This is a genomic window from Stenotrophomonas sp. LST15-1-1.1 (genome assembly GCF_040815575.1).
Taxonomy (GTDB): domain Bacteria; phylum Pseudomonadota; class Gammaproteobacteria; order Xanthomonadales; family Xanthomonadaceae; genus Stenotrophomonas; species Stenotrophomonas lactitubi_B.
In genome coordinates this window covers 143,041-160,122 of the sequence record NZ_JBFPNJ010000032.1, presented here as the reverse complement: position 1 = coordinate 160,122, position 17,082 = coordinate 143,041, and the positions used below count along the sequence as shown (strand labels likewise).

The window sequence follows — 17,082 nt, the reverse complement described above, 5'->3', positions numbered from 1 at the left end:
TGGTATAGGTTTTCCCCGATGCCACATGGTTGTTGTCACAGAATACCTTTCCGATATCCACCAGTGACGCGCCACCTGACCACATACTCCATAGCGTAGCGGAGTTCTCGGAAATCAGCGGAATTTCAACGGTCCCTTCCGAAAATCCTCGGATCCGATCACTTACAGCGGCATTATTAACAACGGCCCTAGCTTCCCATACGCAATTTCTTTCAACATGCTGGGCCTTGGTGATCGGAGCATCAATACTGGGAAAGCCTGCGCACTTTCCAGCATCAAGGTGCAGCGACTGTGGGTTTGCGACCAAGTCGCAGAGCGAGCGCCCATAGACGGGCAACAGTCAAGGAGGCTGCGCATCAGAGTACAGTTCGTTCGCGTTGCCATGATCGCCACACTCAGCAAGTGGTGAGCGGCGCAGAATTCATATGCCACTTGCGACTGAGCTAGGCTCCCGCGAGAGTGATATTTCTTCACTTTTCAAAGTCGGCGCGCCCCAATTACCCGGTTCAGTCGCGGCGCTCCATGTGCATAGGCTGGACACCCAAAAGCTGAGCGAACCGAGGTTCGCCCCCACCGGAATCAGCTCGCACCGATCGAAGGGCGATTCTCACCCATCAGGTACTACTTCGCGGTCAGTCGACCAGGCGCAGGCGCAGTTCCTTCGGCAGCGCGAACACCATCGATTCCGGCTCGCCGTCCAGCTCACCGATACCGGAAGCCCCCAGCTCGGCCAGACGCGCCAGCACGCCATCAACCAGTACCTGCGGCGCCGACGCACCGGCCGTCACGCCGATATGCTCCTTTCCCACCACCCAGGCCGGATCGATCTCGTGCGCACCATCGATCAGGTAGCTCTCCACGCCTTCACGGCGGGCCAGCTCACTCAGTCGGTTGGAGTTCGAGCTGTTCGGCGAACCGACCACCAGCACCAGGTCACAGCGCTTGGCCAGGTCGCGCACGGCGTCCTGGCGGTTCTGCGTGGCGTAGCAGATGTCGTCGTTCTTCGGCCCCTGCATCGCCGGGAAGCGCTCGCGCAGCGCATCGATGATGCCGCGCGTGTCGTCCACCGACAGCGTGGTCTGGGTGGTGTACGCGAAGTTTTCCGGCTGGTTGATCTGCAGCGTGGCCACCTGCTCCACGTCCTCGACCAGGTAGATCTGGCCGGTGCCCGCTTCGCGGTTCCACTGGCCCATCGTGCCTTCCACTTCCGGATGGCCGGCATGGCCGATCAGCACCACGTCACGGCCGGCGCGGCAGTGGCGGGCGACTTCGAAATGAACCTTGGTCACCAGCGGACAGGTGGCGTCGAACACCTTCAGGCCACGACGCTCGGCTTCCTGGCGCACGGCCTGGGAAACGCCATGGGCGCTGAAGATGACGGTGTTGTTGTCCGGCACTTCGTCGAGTTCTTCGACGAAGATCGCGCCGCGCTGCTTCAGGTCATCGACCACGAAACGGTTGTGCACCACTTCATGGCGGACATAGATGGGCGCGCCGAGCGTTTCGATCGCGCGCTTGACGATCTCGATCGCACGATCGACACCGGCACAGAAACCACGCGGGTTGGCGAGCAGCACATCCATCAGTTCAGTCTCCCGGCAGCGGCCGGCTTACGGTTTCGGATTGGCATTATCCGCCTTTTTGGCGGACTTGCCGTCGAACAGGCCGAACAGGGCGATGCCGATGGCACCCACCACGATGGCCGAATCGGCGATGTTGAACGACGGCCAGACATGCTCGCCGACGTACCACTGGATGAAATCCACCACATGACCATGCACCTGGCGGTCGATCACGTTGCCGATCGCACCGCCGATGATCAGCGCGTAAGGCACGGCGGCCTTCCAGTTGCCACGGGCGGTAGCACGCAGCCACCAGGCCATCAGGCCGCTGATGGCGATCGCCAGAACGGTGAAGAAGTGCTTCTGCCAGCCACCGGCATCGCTCAGGAAGCTGAACGCTGCACCGGTGTTGTAGGTGCGGTACCAGTTCCAGAAGCCGTCGATGACCACCACCGGCTGAAACTCCGGCAGGCTCGACAGCACCCAGGCCTTCGACCACTGGTCCAGGCCGATGATGACTGCCGACAGCAGCAGCCAGATCAGTGCGTTGGGATGCGGGCGCGGGGCGGCCATCAGAACCAGCTCCGCACTTCGCCGGCACCGGCGATGTTGGTCACGCAGCGGCCGCACAGTTCCGGGTGGTCGGCATTGTTGCCAACGTCGGCACGGTGGTGCCAGCAGCGCACGCACTTGGACTTCTGCGTCGGCTGCGCGCTGACGAACACCTCGTCGGTGGTCGCCGGGCGCACCTGCACGTCACCACTGATGAACAGGAAACGCAGTTCATCGGCCAGCGGCTGCCAGCGCGCGGCCTGCTCTTCGCTGGCGGCGATGGTGATCTCCGCTTCCAGCGCGGCACCGATCGCACCATTGGCGCGCATCGGCTCCAGCACCTTGGCCACCTGCTCGCGCACGGCCAGCAGCTGATCGAAGTCGGCAGCGTTGAGCTGTGCATCGGTCGGCAGCGGTGCCAGGTCCTCGTACCAGGTAGTGAACAGCACGTGGCCGGCACGATCGCCCGGCAGGTAGCCCCACAGCTCGTCGGCGGTGAAGGTCAGGATCGGCGCCACCCAGCGGGTGAACGCTTCGGCGATGTGGTACATCGCGCTCTGCGCCGAACGACGACCATCCGAATCGGTCGGCATCGTATACAGGCGATCCTTGGTCACGTCCAGGTACAGCGAGCCCAGGTCCACGCTGCAGAAGTTCAGCAGCAGCTGCACGATCTCGGCCATGTCGTAGTTGTCATACGCCGCCTTGATCTTCTCCTGCAGCTCCCAGGCGCGATGCACGATCCAGCGGTCCAGCGCGACCATCTCGTTGAGCGGGCGCAGGTGCTGGGCCGGATCGAAACCGTCCAGGTTGCCCAGCAGGAAGCGGGCGGTGTTGCGCAGGCGGCGGTAGGCGTCGGCGGTGCGCTTGAGGATTTCCTGCGACAGCGACATCTCGTTGCTGTAGTCGGCCGAGGCGATCCACAGGCGCAGGATGTCCGCGCCCAGCTTGTTCATGATTTCCTGCGGTTCGATGCCGTTGCCCAGCGACTTGGACATCTTGCGGCCGTGCTCGTCCACGGTGAAACCGTGGGTGAGGCACTGCTTGTACGGCGCGCGCTTGTCGATGGCCACGCCGGTCAGCAGCGAGGACTGGAACCAGCCGCGATGCTGGTCCGAACCTTCCAGGTACAGATCGGCCGGCTTGCCGAAGCCACGGGCAGCCAGCACGGCTTCGTGGGTCACGCCCGAGTCGAACCAGACATCGAGGATGTCGGTGACCTTCTCGTAGTCGGCCGCTTCAGCGCCCAGCAGTTCGGCCGTATCCAGCGAATACCACACGTCGATGCCTTCGGCCTGGACGCGGTCGGCGACCTGCTGCATCAGCTCCACCGAACGCGGGTGGATCTCACCGGTCTGGCGGTGGGTGAACAGCGCGATCGGCACGCCCCAGGTGCGCTGGCGCGAGATCGTCCAGTCCGGGCGGCCGTCGATCATGCTCTGGATGCGCGCCTTGCCCCAGCTCGGGAACCAGCCGACGGTATCGATCGCGGCCAGCGCATCGTTGCGCAGGTTGGCCTTGTCCATCGAAATGAACCACTGCGGGGTGGCACGGAACACCAGCGGAGTCTTCTTGTGGCGCCAACAATGCGGATAACTGTGCACGATCTCCACGGCCTTGAGCAGCGCGCCGCTGGCGGCCAGCACTTCGATGATCGGCTGCTGCGCCTTCCAGATGTGGGTACCGGCCAGCACCAGGTCACCGGCGGGCGGGGTGGACGCCAGGTACACGCCCGCACCGTCGACCGGATTGATCTGGCCGGCGTTGTACTTCTCCAGCAGGCCGTACTTCTGGCTGACCACGTAGTCTTCCTGGCCGTGGCCGGGGGCAGTGTGCACCGCACCGGTACCGTCCTCGTCGGACACGTGTTCGCCGTTGAGCACGGGGATCTCGCGCTCCGGGTAGAACGGGTGCGCCAGCAGCTGGTTTTCCAGCGCCGAACCTTCGGCTTCACCGTGCAGCACCACCGCGTCCACGCCGTAGCGCTGCAGCGACCGTTCGGCCAGCGCAGCAGCCAGCACCAGCCAACGGCGCTTGCCGTTGTGCGCCGGGCCTTCGGCCAGCACGTAGCGGATGTCCGCGCCCAGCGACACCGCCAGCGAAGCCGGCAGCGTCCACGGAGTGGTGGTCCAGATCGGCACCGCCACTTCGACATCGGCCGGCAGGCTGACGCCGAACGCCTGCGCCACCGCCTGCGGATCACGCGCGGTGTAGGCCACGTCGATCGCCGGCGAGGTCTTCTCGTGGTACTCGATCTCGGCCTCGGCCAGTGCCGAGCCGCAGTCGAAGCACCAGTAGACCGGCTTGGCGCCACGCAGCAGATGGCCGTTGGCCACGATCTTGGACAGCGCACGGATCTCGTTGGCCTCGAAATCGAAGCTCAGGGTCTTGTACGGGTTGTCCCAGTCGCCGGTGACGCCCAGGCGCTTGAAGTCGGCACGCTGGATGTCGATCTGTTCTTCGGCGAACTCGCGGCACTTCTGCCGGAACTCGACCGCATCGAGCTTCACCCCGACCTTGCCCCACTTCTTTTCCACCGCGATTTCGATCGGCAGGCCATGGCAGTCCCAGCCCGGCACGTAGGGCGCATCGAAGCCGGCCAGGTAGCGCGACTTGACGATGATGTCCTTGAGGATCTTGTTGACCGCATGGCCCAGGTGGATGCGCGCATTGGCGTACGGCGGGCCGTCATGCAGCACGAACAGCGGGCGGCCGGCGGCGTTGTCGCGCAGCTGCTGGTAGAGCCCCTGCTCTTCCCAGCGCGCCAGAATGCCCGGCTCGCGCTTGGGCAGGTCGCCGCGCATCGGGAATTCGGTGGCCGGCAGGTTGAGGGTGGTCTTGTAGTCCTGGCTCACGCAGTGGCTCGCAATCTATGTTCGGAAAGGATGGCACGCGCCTGTTCGGCGTCGCGGTGCATCTGGTCGGTCAGCGCCGCCAGATCGTTGAATTTCTCTTCGTCACGCAGCTTGGCGACGAATTCCACTTCGATGTGGCGCCCGTACAGGTCGCCCTGGAAATCGAACAGGTGCGCTTCCAGCAGCGGCTCCACGCCGTCCACGGTGGGCCGGGTGCCGAAACTGGATACCGACGGCCACGGCTGGTCGAACACCCCGTGCACCCAGGTCGCGTAGATGCCCGACAAGGCCGGGGTCTTCGGGAACCGCAGGTTGGCGGTGGGGAAGCCCAGCGTACGGCCGAGCTGGCGCCCGCGCACCACCCGCCCGCTGATCGAGTAGGGGCGCCCCAGCAGGTCGCCGACGCGGGCGAAGTCGCCTTCCTGCAGCAGTTGGCGGATACGGGTGCTGGAGATGCGATCACCATGCAGGTCGACCGCTTCGATTTCGCCGGCGCTGAAACCGAGCTCGGCGCCCAGCGCCTGCAGCAGGGCCAGATCGCCACGGCGACGGTTGCCGAAACAGAACTCCGGCCCGATCCAGACCTCGCGGGCGTTCAGGCGCTGGGCCAGCAGCTGGCGCACGAAGGTTTCGGCCGGCATCGCCGCCATCGCCGCGTCGAAGCGCAGCAGGCCGATCGCATCGACGCCCAGTTCGTGCAGGATCTCGACCTTGCTGCGGGCCAGGGTCAACCGCGGCGGCGGCGTGCCCTGGGCAAAGAACTCACGCGGCAGGGGCTCGAAGGCCACCGCTACCGCAGCCACACCCAAGGCGCGCGCACGCGCGACCGCGTGCCGCACCAGCGCACGATGGCCCAGGTGGAGGCCGTCGAATGCACCGATGCAGACCACGCTTCCGTTGGGGAACAGCTCCCCGCCCTCGACGCTTCTGAACAGCCTGCTCATCAACTCTCGTTCCGGCCGGCCGCAGCCCGCCGTTTCAATGGTGTAACCCTGAAGTATAGCCGCCGGGAGCCACGATCAATGCCCGCGAAGGTCGCGCGGACGGAAGCCCATCGCCACCATCGCCAGCAGGTAGGTCAGCCCGCCACCGCCGACCAGCAGGCCGAGGGCGCCGATCCGTTCCCACGTGCCCATCGACGAGAAGCCCGGCAGCCAGTACAGCAGGGCCAGCAGCACACCGACCATCGCCGTGCACGCCACCAGCAGCCGCAGCAGGTAACCGCCCCAGCCCGGGCGCCGCTGGTAGACATCGGTCTTGCCCAGCCAGTACCAGAGCAGCCCCAGGTTCAGGTAACTGGACAGCGCGCTGGCAATGCCCAGCGCCAGGTGCAGGCCGGGCTGCTTGCCGAGGGCGGCCATCACCCCCTGCGCCTTCAGCTCATCGGGCACCATCACCTGGTACAGCACTGCCAGCAGGGCGAAGTTGAACACCATGTTGGCCACCAGCGCGGCGACACCGGCGCGCACCGGCGTTTTGGTGTCCTGGCGCGCGTAGAAGGCCGGCAGCACCACTTTCAGCAGCGCGAACGCCGGCAGGCCGAAGCTCAGGCCGTACACCGACAGCGCCGTCATGCGGGTGTCGAAAGCGGTGAACTGGCCGTGCTGGAAGATCGTGGAGATCAGCGGCTCGGCCAGCAGCAGCAGGCCGAGCATGGCCGGCACCGAAATCAGCAGGGTCATGCGCAGGCCCCAGTCCAGCGAGCGCGAGAAGCCTTCGCGGTCGGTGCTGACGTGGTGCCGGGCCAGCGCCGGCAGGATCACCGTGCCCAGGGCCACGCCGAACACACCCAGCGGCAGTTCCAGGAAGCGATCGGCCAGCGACAACCAGGACTGCGAGCCATCGGTCAGCTTGGCGGCGATGACGGTATCCAGCAGCAGGTTGATCTGCGCCACTGACGAACCGAACAGGGTCGGCACCATCAGCGTCATCACCTTGCGCACGCCCGGATGGTTCCAGCCCCAGCGCGGCAGGGTCAGCAGGTCGATGCCCTTCAACGAAGGCAGCTGGAACAGCAGCTGCAGCAGGCCGGCGGCCAGCACCGCCCAGCCCAAGGCGAGGATCTGCTTCTCCGGCGTGCCACCCAGCCGCGGTGCCAGCCACAGCGCGCCGGCGATCATGCACAGGTTGAGGATCACCGGGGTCAGCGCCGGCATCGCGAAGCGCTGGAAACTGTTCAGCGCGCCGCCGGCCAGTGCGGTCAGCGAGACGAACAGCAGGAACGGGAAGGTCAGGCGGAACAGGTCGATCAGCAGGCCCTGTTTGGCCGGATCGGTGTCGACGCCACTGGCGAAGACCGACGCCAGCTGCGGCGCGAAGATCAGGGCCAGTGCGGTGACCAGCATCAGCACGCCGCCCAGGGTGCCAGCGGTGCGGGCCATCAGTTCACGCAGCTCGGCGTGGCTGCGGGTTTCCTTCACCTCGGTGAACACCGGCACGAATGCGGTGGCGAAGGAGCCCTCGGCGAACAGCCGACGCAGGAAATTGGGTATCCTGAAGGCGACCCAGAAGGCATCGGTGATGGCGTTGGTGCCGAAGGTCGAGGTCACCACCTGGTCCCGGACCAGGCCGAGAACCCGCGAGACCATGGTCATGCTGCTGAACGACAGCAGGCCCCGCAACATCTTGGGTGAACTCACTCAACGTCCCTCTTGACAATCGACTTGACGTACATTTCTTACGCCATCATACTAGCTAGCTTGCTGTTCCCATAACACCGATTTTTCAGGAAACCACCACCGTGGCCAATATCAAGTCCGCCAAGAAGCGCGCCAAGCAGACCGTCGTGCGCAACGCGCGCAACGTGGCTCAGCGCTCGATGCTGCGCACCGCTGTCAAGAAAGTGATCAAGGCGCTGGACGCCAACGATGCCGCCGGCGCTCAAGCCGCCTTCGCCGTTGCCCAGCCGATCCTGGATCGTTTCAGCGCGCGTGGCCTGATCCACAAGAACAAGGCTGCTCGCCACAAGAGCCGCCTGAACGACCGCATCAAGGCCCTCCAGGCCGCCTGATCCGGTTGGTTGCTGGAGCCCCGGCTCCGGCAGCACGCAAAAGCCCGGCTTCGGCCGGGTTTTTTGTTGCCAGCGCCTTGGCAATGCCCGGGGTCAGATCCCTTTTCCGCAGGAAAAGGGATCTGACCCCGTTCGGCGCCCCATTCGGCGGCCAACAAAAAACCCGGCCGAAGCCGGGTTTTTCACGGGAACCACAACCGGCATTACTGCGCGTTGCGTGCCGCCTCGAGCTCATCTTCCTTCTGGCGATCGAAGAACGCCATGATCCGGCTCATGATCGGGAAGGTACCTTCGCGACCCAGTGCGGACACCAGGAACCACGGCTCCTTCCAGCCCAGCTCGGCCACGATCTTCTCGGCGGCAGCCTTGGCCTCGTCCTCGAACATCAGGTCGGCCTTGTTCAGCACCAGCCAGCGCGGCTTGGCCAGCAGCTCCGGATCGTGCTTTTCCAGTTCGCGCTCGATGGCACGCACCTGCTCGACCGGGGAAACGCCTTCCACACCACCTTCCATCGGCGAAATGTCGACGAGATGCAGCAGCAGGCGGGTGCGCTGCAGGTGCCGCAGGAACTGCGCGCCCAGGCCGGCACCGTCGGCCGCACCCTCGATCAGTCCCGGAATGTCGGCGATCACGAAGCTGCGGTAGTTTTCCACCTTCACCACACCCAGGTTCGGGTACAGCGTGGTGAACGGGTAATCGGCCACCTTCGGCGTCGCCGCCGAGACGGCGCGGATCAGGGTGCTCTTGCCGGCATTGGGGAAGCCCAGCAGGCCGACGTCGGCCAGCAGCTTCAACTCCAGCTTCAGCGTGCGCTCTTCACCCGGCTCACCCGGCAGCGCCTGGCGCGGCGAGCGGTTGGTGGAGCTCTTGAAATGCATGTTGCCGAGGCCGCCGCGGCCGCCCTTGGCCACCAGCAGGCGGTCGCCATGCTGGGTCAGGTCGCCGATGATTTCATCGGTGGCCACGTTGATGATCACGGTGCCGACCGGCACGGTGATGACCATGTCTTCGCCACCCTTGCCATAGGCCTGGCGGCCCATGCCGTTCTCGCCGCGCTGCGCCTTGAAGATGCGGTCATGGCGGAAGTCGACCAGGGTGTTGAGGTTTTCGTCGGCGCGGATCCACACGCTGCCGCCCGCACCGCCGTCGCCGCCGTCCGGGCCGCCGAGCGGAATGAACTTCTCGCGACGGAAGCCAATGCAGCCGTTGCCGCCGTTGCCGGCGAACACTTCGATTTCTGCTTCGTCTACCAGTTTCATTGTTTCGATGCCTGCGATGGGCGCGGCATGCACGCCGCCACCTTGATGTAGTGCCGGCCGCTGGCCGACAACCGGGCGATGCCCGTTTTACCATTGATTCCAACGAAAAGCCCCGCCGAAGCGGGGCTCTTCATGCAGCGAGCTCTTCATCCGGCACGGCCATGCCGAAGCATGGGCGCCGGACGCAGCCTTATCAGGCTTCGACCGAGACGACGCTGACGGTGCGACGCTTCTTCGGGCCCTTCACGGTGAACTCCACCTTGCCGTCCGTCAGGGCGAACAGGGTGTGGTCACGACCGAGGCCGACGCCGGAACCCGGGTGGAACTGGGTGCCGCGCTGACGCACGATGATGTTGCCGGCTTCGATGGCCTGGCCACCGAAGATCTTGACGCCGAGGTACTTCGGGTTGGAGTCGCGACCGTTGCGCGAAGAGCCTACGCCTTTTTTATGTGCCATGACCTATCTCCTTACTTGCTGCCACCGGCAATGCCGGTGATCTCGATTTCGGTGTAGTACTGACGGTGACCCTGGCGCTTCATGTGGTGCTTACGGCGACGGAACTTGATGATCCGGACCTTGTCGGCACGACCCTGGGACAGGACGGTGGCGGTGACCGCAGCGCCGCTCAGGGCGTCGCCGATCTTGATGCCATCGCTGTCGCCGAGCAGCAGGATGTTGTCGAACTTGATCTCGCTGCCGACTTCGACTTCGAGCTTTTCAATGCGGAGCTTTTCGCCCTGCGCCACGCGGTATTGCTTACCGCCGGTGACCAGTACTGCGTACATGACCAGACTTCCTCTGTAGTTATTGTGGTCTATGGACTGCCGCCGTCGAGGGCGGACAGGAGCGGAATTGTACGTGGAGCACCGGGGACGGGTCAAGTCAACCCCTGAACGGCTCTGGAGGCCGGGCCGGAACGGGGTCAGATCCCTTTTCACGTGGTGAAAAGGGATCTGACCCCTGCCTGTCGGCCTGTCTCACAAGGTGAGACACCGGGCTGGCATTGTCGCCCATTGCCCCCATCTGGTCACCTCGGTAGGCTGACCGATTGCCGCCCTTTCGCTGGCCCGGCGGCCCAGCCACGCCCCCACAACCGGATTCCCCATGGCGATGGATTTCATCCGCATCCGCGGCGCGCGGACGCACAACCTCAAGAACATCGACCTCGACCTGCCCCGCGACAAACTGATCGTGATCACCGGCCTGTCCGGTTCGGGCAAGTCGTCGCTGGCGTTCGACACCATCTATGCCGAGGGCCAGCGACGTTACGTCGAGTCCCTGTCGGCGTATGCGCGGCAGTTCCTGAGCGTGATGGAGAAGCCGGACCTGGACCATATCGAGGGCCTGTCCCCGGCGATCTCGATCGAGCAGAAGTCGACCTCGCACAACCCGCGCTCGACGGTCGGCACGATCACCGAGATCTACGACTACCTGCGCCTGCTGTACGCACGCGTCGGCACGCCGCGCTGCCCCGACCACGGCTATCCGCTGGAAGCGCAGACGGTCAGCCAGATGGTCGACCATATGCTGACCCTCGACCCGGAACAGCGCTACATGCTGCTGGCGCCGGTGATCCGCGACCGCAAGGGCGAGCACGCACAGGTGTTCGACCAGCTGCGCGCGCAGGGTTTTGTGCGGGTACGCGTCGATGGCGAGCTGTACGAAATCGATGCAGTGCCGCCGCTGGCACTGCGCCAGAAGCACACCATCGAAGCGGTGATCGATCGGTTCCGCCCGCGTGAAGACATCAAGCAACGCCTGGCCGAGAGCTTCGAAACCGCGTTGAAGCTCGGCGATGGCATGGCATCGGTGCAGTCGCTGGACGACGCCGGCGCGTCCCCCACCCTGTTCTCGTCGAAGTATTCCTGCCCGGTCTGCGACTACTCGCTGCCCGAACTGGAACCGCGCCTGTTCTCGTTCAACGCACCGATGGGCGCCTGCCCCGGCTGCGACGGGTTGGGCATGGCCGAGTTCTTCGATCCCTCGCGCGTGGTGGTGCATCCCGAACTGTCGCTGGCTGCCGGTGCCGTGCGCGGCTGGGATCGCCGCAATGCCTATTACTTCCAGCTGATCGCCTCGCTGGCCAAGCATTACAAGTTCGACACCGATGCGGCGTGGAACTCGCTGCCAGCCACCGTGCAGCAGGCCGTGCTGTATGGCAGCGGCGACGATGCGATCACGTTCACCTACTTCACCGAAGCGGGTGGCCGCACCCAGCGCAAGCACCGCTTCGAGGGCATCATTCCCAACCTCGAACGCCGCTACAAGGAAACCGAATCGGCGGCGGTGCAGGAAGAGCTGGGCAAGTACATCAGCGAGCATGCCTGCCCCGAGTGCAATGGCGCACGCCTGAACAAGGCCGCGCGCAACGTGTTCGTGGCCGACCGACCGCTGCCGGAACTGGTGGTGCTGCCGATCGATGAAGCCCTGAAGTTCTTCAGCGAACTGAGCCTGCCGGGCTGGCGTGGCGAGATCGCCGCGAAGATCGTCAAGGAGATCGGTGAACGCCTGGGCTTCCTGGTCGATGTGGGCCTGGATTACCTGACCCTGGAGCGCAAGGCCGACACCCTGTCTGGTGGCGAGGCACAGCGCATCCGCCTGGCCAGCCAGATCGGCGCCGGCCTGGTGGGCGTGATGTACGTGCTCGATGAGCCGTCCATCGGCCTGCACCAGCGCGACAACGAGCGCCTGCTGGGCACCCTCACCCGCCTGCGCGACCTGGGCAACACGGTCATCGTGGTCGAGCACGACGAAGATGCGATCCGCCTGGCCGACTACGTGCTGGATATCGGTCCGGGCGCGGGCGTGCATGGCGGCGAGATCGTCGGCCAGGGCAGTCTGCAGGACATCCTTGATGCACCGCGTTCGCTGACCGGCCAGTACCTGTCCGGCAAGCGCGCGATCGAGATCCCGGCGCGCCGGCACAAGCCGAACCCGAAGATGACGCTGCACCTGCGTGGCGCCACCGGCAACAACCTGAAGGGCGTGGACCTGGCCATTCCGTCGGGCCTGTTGACCTGCGTGACCGGTGTGTCCGGTTCGGGCAAATCGACCCTGATCAACGACACCCTGTTCTCGCTGGCCGCCAACGAGATAAACGGCGCCTCGCACCCGATCGCGCCGTACAAGGAGATCGATGGCCTGGACCTGTTCGACAAGGTGGTGGACATCGACCAGTCGCCGATCGGCCGTACCCCGCGTTCGAATCCGGCCACCTACACCGGTCTGTTCACGCCGCTGCGCGAACTGTTCGCACAGGTGCCCGAATCGCGTGCGCGCGGCTATTCGCCCGGGCGCTTCAGTTTCAACGTGCGTGGCGGCCGCTGCGAGGCCTGCCAGGGCGATGGCCTGATCAAGGTCGAGATGCACTTCCTGCCTGACGTGTACGTGCCCTGCGATGTCTGCCATGGCAAGCGCTACAACCGCGAGACGCTGGAGATCCTGTACAAGGGCTTCAACATCAACGACGTGCTGGAAATGACCGTCGAAGATGCGTTGCGCTTGTTCGAGCCGGTACCGTCCATCGCCCGCAAGCTGGAAACCCTGGTGGACGTGGGCCTGAGCTACATCAAGCTGGGGCAGAGCGCGACCACGCTGTCCGGTGGTGAAGCACAGCGCGTGAAACTGTCCAAGGAACTGTCGCGCCGCGATACCGGCCGCACCCTGTACATCCTCGACGAGCCGACCACCGGCCTGCACTTCCACGACATCGAAGCGCTGCTCGGCGTGCTGCACAAGCTGCGCGACGAGGGCAACACGGTGGTGGTGATCGAGCACAACCTGGACGTCATCAAGACCGCGGACTGGATCGTCGACCTGGGTCCGGAAGGCGGCCATCGCGGCGGCACCATCCTGGTCACCGGCACGCCGGAAGACGTGGCGGCATGCCCGGATTCGTACACCGGCCAGTTCCTCGCCCGGATGTTGCCGTCCACCAGCGCACGGCCTGACCAGCCCGCCGCCGTGGCCAACAAGCCCGATGCGCGCCCACCGCGCAAGGTGAAGCCCGAGAAGCCAGCCAAGAAGGCAGCGGCGGCCAAGAGCACCGGCAAGGCCAGCAAGACCGCCACGGCCGGCACCAAGAAGAAGAAGGACGCCTGATGAGCAGCGAACACAAGATCCTGGCCCGCATCCCGATCAGCGTGCGCTGGCGTGACATGGACAGCATGGGCCACGTCAACAACGCCAAGTACATCTCCTATCTGGAAGAGGCGCGCGTGCGCTGGATGCTGGGGGTGGAAGGCGTGTCGATGACCGACCGCATCGCACCGGTGGTGGCTGCCACCAACGTCAACTACCGGTTGCCGATCGTGTGGCCCAACGACATCCTGGTGGAACTGTTCGTCGAGCGTCTGGGCAACAGCAGCGTGACCATCGGTCATCGCATCGTCGACCAGCAGGACGAATCGAGGCTGTATTCGGACGGCAACGTGGTGGTGGTGTGGATGGATACGCAGACCGGCAAGAGCGCGCCGCTGCCGGACGCGATCCGCAACGCGTCCACCTGACATATCTGGTAGATGCCGGCCTTGGTCGGCACCGGCCCGCCGGGCATGGCCCGGCGCTACCGTTCCACATCAAAGGACTGACATGATCCACCAGACTGAACTGCGCGACCTGCTGCCCGGCATGGTCCCCTTCCCGGCCGACGTATTCCCGGATGACCAGGCCTGGCTTGGCCAGCACCTGCTGCCGCTGCTGACGATCGACCTCGGCGTGCTGCGCCCGGAACTGGCCGGCAGCATGGCCACGATGCTGTGCCCGATCGAGCCCTATGAAGGCTGCATCGGCGAAAGCACCGAAGAACACCACAACGCGTTCACCGGCACCAACTGGATCGCCTTTGAACTGACCGCCGACAACCGCATGCGTTTTCTCGGCAACGAGGGCTACTTCATCGGCGATCTGGTGCAGGACAAGGACGCGCTGGAGCACATCACGGAGATGCGCGAGAGTTACAGCAAGGCACACGCGTACTTCCAGCAGCATGGACGCCTGGCCAGCTATTCGCGCTATGGCGATGGCGAGCCTGGCGAGCAGGCCTACCTTGATGTGCTGGGCGGGCAGATCTCGACCGGCAACTGGATTGAAACCGCGGAGATTCCCGCCGCCTTCGCGCTGGCGTTCACCGAGGCGGCCGACGACCGCCATGCGCCGGACGATGCCGAGCGCGCGATCATCACCCGCGATGGCAGGAAATTTTTCGCCGTGGCCGAAGTGGCCGGCTACAACTGGTGCGCCACCGGTGCCGACGCAATCGTGATGCTGTACGAGCCGGAAAGCCGCACGGTGCTGTTCTCGTACGACTGGTCGTAAGCCCCATCGCGCTGCGCGCTCGCCGGGCATGCCCGGCGGAACGAGCGCCGCGTTACGGCGCGGCCCTGCGCGCTATCAACGCCGTGCTGACTTCGGTGCCATCTTCCAGCTGCAGCTGCAGCCACACAGGCTGCCCCTCCTCCAGGGTGCGGTAGCCGTCCATCAGCATCAGGTGCAGGCCACCGGGCTTGAGTACGGCGCGCGCGCCGGGCGCCAATGGCAGGCGCCTGACCTCACGCATGCGGCTGACCCCATCGACGAGCGTGGTCTCGTGCAGCGACACATCGCCGAAGGTCGCACTGCGTGCACCGGTGATCGCCACCGCCTTGGCGCAGCCGTTGCGGATCACCGCATAACCGGCAGTCATCGCCATCTTCGGGTTGGGCAACAAGCGTACCCAGCCCTGCTCGACGGTGACGCACTTCGTCTCGGCGGCGGAAGCCGATGCTGCGGCCGCACACAGCACCAACAGTACGCCAACGAATGGTTTGGTTATCATCGTCTCAGTCCCCTCTTCGCAACGAGACCCGCAGCATGACGACGCTCATCGAGGTGATCAACCATGGCCCCATCCGCGAACTGCGGCTGGCGCGGCCGCCGGTCAATGCCCTGGACACCGAGCTGTGCCGGCAACTGATCCACGCCATCGAACTGGCGATGGCCGAGGACGCACACGGCATCGTGCTGTCCGGCAGCGAGCGCATCTTCACCGGCGGCATGGACGTGCCGCACCTGCTCTCGCACGGCGATGACAAGCACAAACTGCTGGACACCTGGAACGCCTTCTTCGGCGCGGTGCGCACGCTGGCCGAGAGCCGCATCCCGGTGGTTGCGGCGATCACCGGCCATGCACCAGCTGGCGGCTGCGTGCTGGCCCTGTGCTGCGACTACCGGGTGATGGCACGCAGTGCCGATCCGGCGCGCCCGTACGCCATCGGCCTGAACGAAGTGCAGGTCGGCCTGATCGCGCCGGAGGGCATCCAGCGCCTGCTGCGCCGTGCCGTGGGCGCGCACCGCTCCAGCGTCCTGCTGGCCACCGGCGCGCTGGTACCCGCCGAACAGGCCCTGCAGATCGGCCTGGTCGATGAACTGGTTGATGGCGAACTGGTGGTGGCCCGTGCGGTAGCCTGGCTGCAGGACCTGCTGAAGCAGCCGCGGCAGCCGATGCTGCTGACCCGGGCCATCGCCCGCGCCGAACTGCACGATGCCCTGCACCCGGACCTGATCCAGCTCGACCGCTTCGTCGAGGCCTGGTTCGCCCCGGATGCGCAGAACGCGCTGCAGGCACTGGTCGCCCGGCTGGGTAAGTAACGCTGCCGGGCTGCTGCCCGGCACCCGCAGAAACCAAAGCAGCCACCGCGGATCCGTCTGCGGATTGCGGGGAGGCCGGAACAGGCGGGACACGCCGTGAACCCTTCCTTGGGGGCTCGTAGGCGCCATCCATGGCGCCTGCGGTCCCGCCTGTCCCGGCCTCCCCGCCTCGGACAGTTGGTCGCATGCCCTCCGTAAAGCCGAGCCATGCTCGGCTGAAGGGGTGGCGGTATGTGGAAAACGGGAAGGAGGGTGCCGTGCGCACCGGTATAATCGGGCCCTCTTTCATCGCTGTGGCCGCCCCCTTGAACGACACGCCCGAACCCGTCGTCTCCGAGCTGATCGATCTGCTCACCCTGGAGCGGCTGGAGGACAACCTGTTCCGCGGCCAGAGCCGCGACATCGGTACCAAGTACGTGTTCGGCGGGCAGGTGCTGGGCCAGGCCCTGGCGGCCGCCCAGGCCACGGTCGACAACGGTCGCCATGTGCACTCGCTGCATGCCTATTTCCTGCGCGCCGGCAACATCGACCATCCGATCGTCTACGACGTCGACCGCACCCGCGACGGCGGCAGCTTCTCGGTCCGCCGGGTCACCGCGATCCAGCATGGCAAGGTGATCTTCTTCTGCGCGGCCTCTTTCCAGCAGGCCGAATCCGGTGCCGAGCACCAGCACAAGATGCCCGAAGTGCCGCAACCGGAAGACATCGAACCGAACCGCCCGCTGCCGGCGGAAGTGCTTGAACGCCTGCCGATCAAGGTGCAGCGCTGGCTGTCGCGCGGTGGTCCGTTCGAGTTCCGCCATGTCTATCCGCGCGATGAACTGAACCCGCCCAAGCGCCCGCCCTACCACCAGGTCTGGCTGCGCCTGAGCGAGCCTGTAGGCGATGCTCCCGAGCTGCACCAGGCGCTGCTGGCCTACGCGTCGGACTTCCACCTGCTGGGCACGGCGACCTTCCCACACGGCATCAGTTACTACCATCCGCACGTGCAGATGGCCTCGCTGGACCACGCGATCTGGTTCCACCGCCCGTTCCGCGCCGACGATTGGCTGCTGTACTCGCTGGACAGCCCCAGCGCGCAGGACTCGCGCGGCCTGGCCCGCGGCCAGTTCTTCACCCGTGATGGCGTGCTGGTTGCCAGCACTGCCCAGGAAGGCTTGATCCGCGTGGTTCCGGACCAGGCAGCAGCGGCCGCCGTGCCAGCCAAGGATTGATC

General features: G+C 65.4%; 16 protein-coding genes. 6 read left to right on the top strand and 10 right to left on the bottom strand.

The window, feature by feature from the left end; genetic code table 11:
- Positions 1–632: 632 nt before the first annotated feature.
- From ispH to murJ, 5 genes are all read right to left on the bottom strand, one after another.
- A complete protein-coding gene (ispH, locus tag MRBLST15_RS18565; RefSeq protein ID WP_265951265.1) occupies positions 633–1,583 on the bottom strand; it encodes a 4-hydroxy-3-methylbut-2-enyl diphosphate reductase in 951 nt (316 codons plus the stop codon).
- Between the two features lie 27 nt (positions 1,584–1,610).
- Positions 1,611–2,135: a signal peptidase II gene (lspA, locus tag MRBLST15_RS18560; protein WP_265951264.1), complete on the bottom strand. Its 525-nt coding sequence runs from the start codon at positions 2,133–2,135 to the stop codon at positions 1,611–1,613.
- Entirely contained in the window at positions 2,135–4,969 is a 2,835-nt protein-coding gene (gene ileS / locus MRBLST15_RS18555) for an isoleucine--tRNA ligase (protein ID WP_367787274.1), read from the bottom strand. The genes lspA and ileS overlap by 1 nt, the downstream gene beginning before the upstream one ends.
- Positions 4,966–5,913, bottom strand: coding sequence for a bifunctional riboflavin kinase/FAD synthetase (locus MRBLST15_RS18550; protein WP_025873849.1), 948 nt, complete (start codon positions 5,911–5,913; stop codon positions 4,966–4,968). Before MRBLST15_RS18550 ends, ileS begins: the two co-directional genes overlap by 4 nt.
- 75 nt (positions 5,914–5,988) lie before the next feature.
- Positions 5,989–7,593, bottom strand: coding sequence for a murein biosynthesis integral membrane protein MurJ (gene murJ / locus MRBLST15_RS18545; RefSeq protein WP_265951297.1), 1,605 nt, complete (start codon positions 7,591–7,593; stop codon positions 5,989–5,991).
- Positions 7,594–7,709: 116 nt separating this feature from the next.
- On the opposite strand from murJ, the gene rpsT reads away from it, so the two are divergent.
- Entirely contained in the window at positions 7,710–7,979 is a 270-nt protein-coding gene (gene rpsT, locus MRBLST15_RS18540) for a 30S ribosomal protein S20 (RefSeq protein ID WP_025873851.1), read from the top strand.
- 203 nt (positions 7,980–8,182) lie between these two features.
- On the opposite strand, the gene obgE is transcribed toward rpsT, so the two are convergent.
- The 4 genes from obgE to rplU are packed head-to-tail and all read right to left on the bottom strand — an operon-like array spanning position 8,183 to position 10,024.
- Positions 8,183–9,238 (bottom strand): GTPase ObgE, encoded by a 1,056-nt coding sequence (gene obgE / locus MRBLST15_RS18535; RefSeq protein WP_025873852.1) that lies wholly within the window; start codon positions 9,236–9,238, stop codon positions 8,183–8,185.
- Positions 9,235–9,372 (bottom strand): hypothetical protein, encoded by a 138-nt coding sequence (locus MRBLST15_RS18530; protein ID WP_157804331.1) that lies wholly within the window; start codon positions 9,370–9,372, stop codon positions 9,235–9,237. Before MRBLST15_RS18530 ends, obgE begins: the two co-directional genes overlap by 4 nt.
- A 59-nt stretch (positions 9,373–9,431) precedes the next feature.
- Positions 9,432–9,695, bottom strand: coding sequence for a 50S ribosomal protein L27 (gene rpmA, locus MRBLST15_RS18525; RefSeq protein WP_089239574.1), 264 nt, complete (start codon positions 9,693–9,695; stop codon positions 9,432–9,434).
- Positions 9,696–9,706: 11 nt separating this feature from the next.
- Positions 9,707–10,024 (bottom strand): 50S ribosomal protein L21, encoded by a 318-nt coding sequence (rplU, locus tag MRBLST15_RS18520; RefSeq protein WP_004148331.1) that lies wholly within the window; start codon positions 10,022–10,024, stop codon positions 9,707–9,709.
- Positions 10,025–10,343: 319 nt separating this feature from the next.
- Between rplU and uvrA the strand changes: the two genes are divergently transcribed.
- The 3 genes from uvrA (at position 10,344) to MRBLST15_RS18505 (ending at position 14,555) form a co-directional block, all read left to right on the top strand.
- Entirely contained in the window at positions 10,344–13,340 is a 2,997-nt protein-coding gene (gene uvrA, locus MRBLST15_RS18515) for an excinuclease ABC subunit UvrA (protein ID WP_312704461.1), read from the top strand.
- Positions 13,340–13,747 (top strand): acyl-CoA thioesterase, encoded by a 408-nt coding sequence (locus tag MRBLST15_RS18510; RefSeq protein ID WP_049447042.1) that lies wholly within the window; start codon positions 13,340–13,342, stop codon positions 13,745–13,747. Before uvrA ends, MRBLST15_RS18510 begins: the two co-directional genes overlap by 1 nt.
- An 82-nt stretch (positions 13,748–13,829) precedes the next feature.
- Complete coding sequence (locus MRBLST15_RS18505; RefSeq protein WP_265951256.1) at positions 13,830–14,555, top strand: enolase; 726 nt, start codon at positions 13,830–13,832, stop codon at positions 14,553–14,555.
- Between the two features lie 52 nt (positions 14,556–14,607).
- On the opposite strand, the gene MRBLST15_RS18500 is transcribed toward MRBLST15_RS18505, so the two are convergent.
- Entirely contained in the window at positions 14,608–15,054 is a 447-nt protein-coding gene (locus MRBLST15_RS18500; protein ID WP_265951255.1) for a copper chaperone PCu(A)C, read from the bottom strand.
- 35 nt (positions 15,055–15,089) lie between these two features.
- Between MRBLST15_RS18500 and MRBLST15_RS18495 the strand changes: the two genes are divergently transcribed.
- Entirely contained in the window at positions 15,090–15,866 is a 777-nt protein-coding gene (locus tag MRBLST15_RS18495; protein WP_099821022.1) for an enoyl-CoA hydratase/isomerase family protein, read from the top strand.
- Between the two features lie 293 nt (positions 15,867–16,159).
- Positions 16,160–17,080 (top strand): acyl-CoA thioesterase II, encoded by a 921-nt coding sequence (tesB, locus tag MRBLST15_RS18490; protein ID WP_380658374.1) that lies wholly within the window; start codon positions 16,160–16,162, stop codon positions 17,078–17,080.
- Positions 17,081–17,082 lie beyond the last annotated feature (2 nt).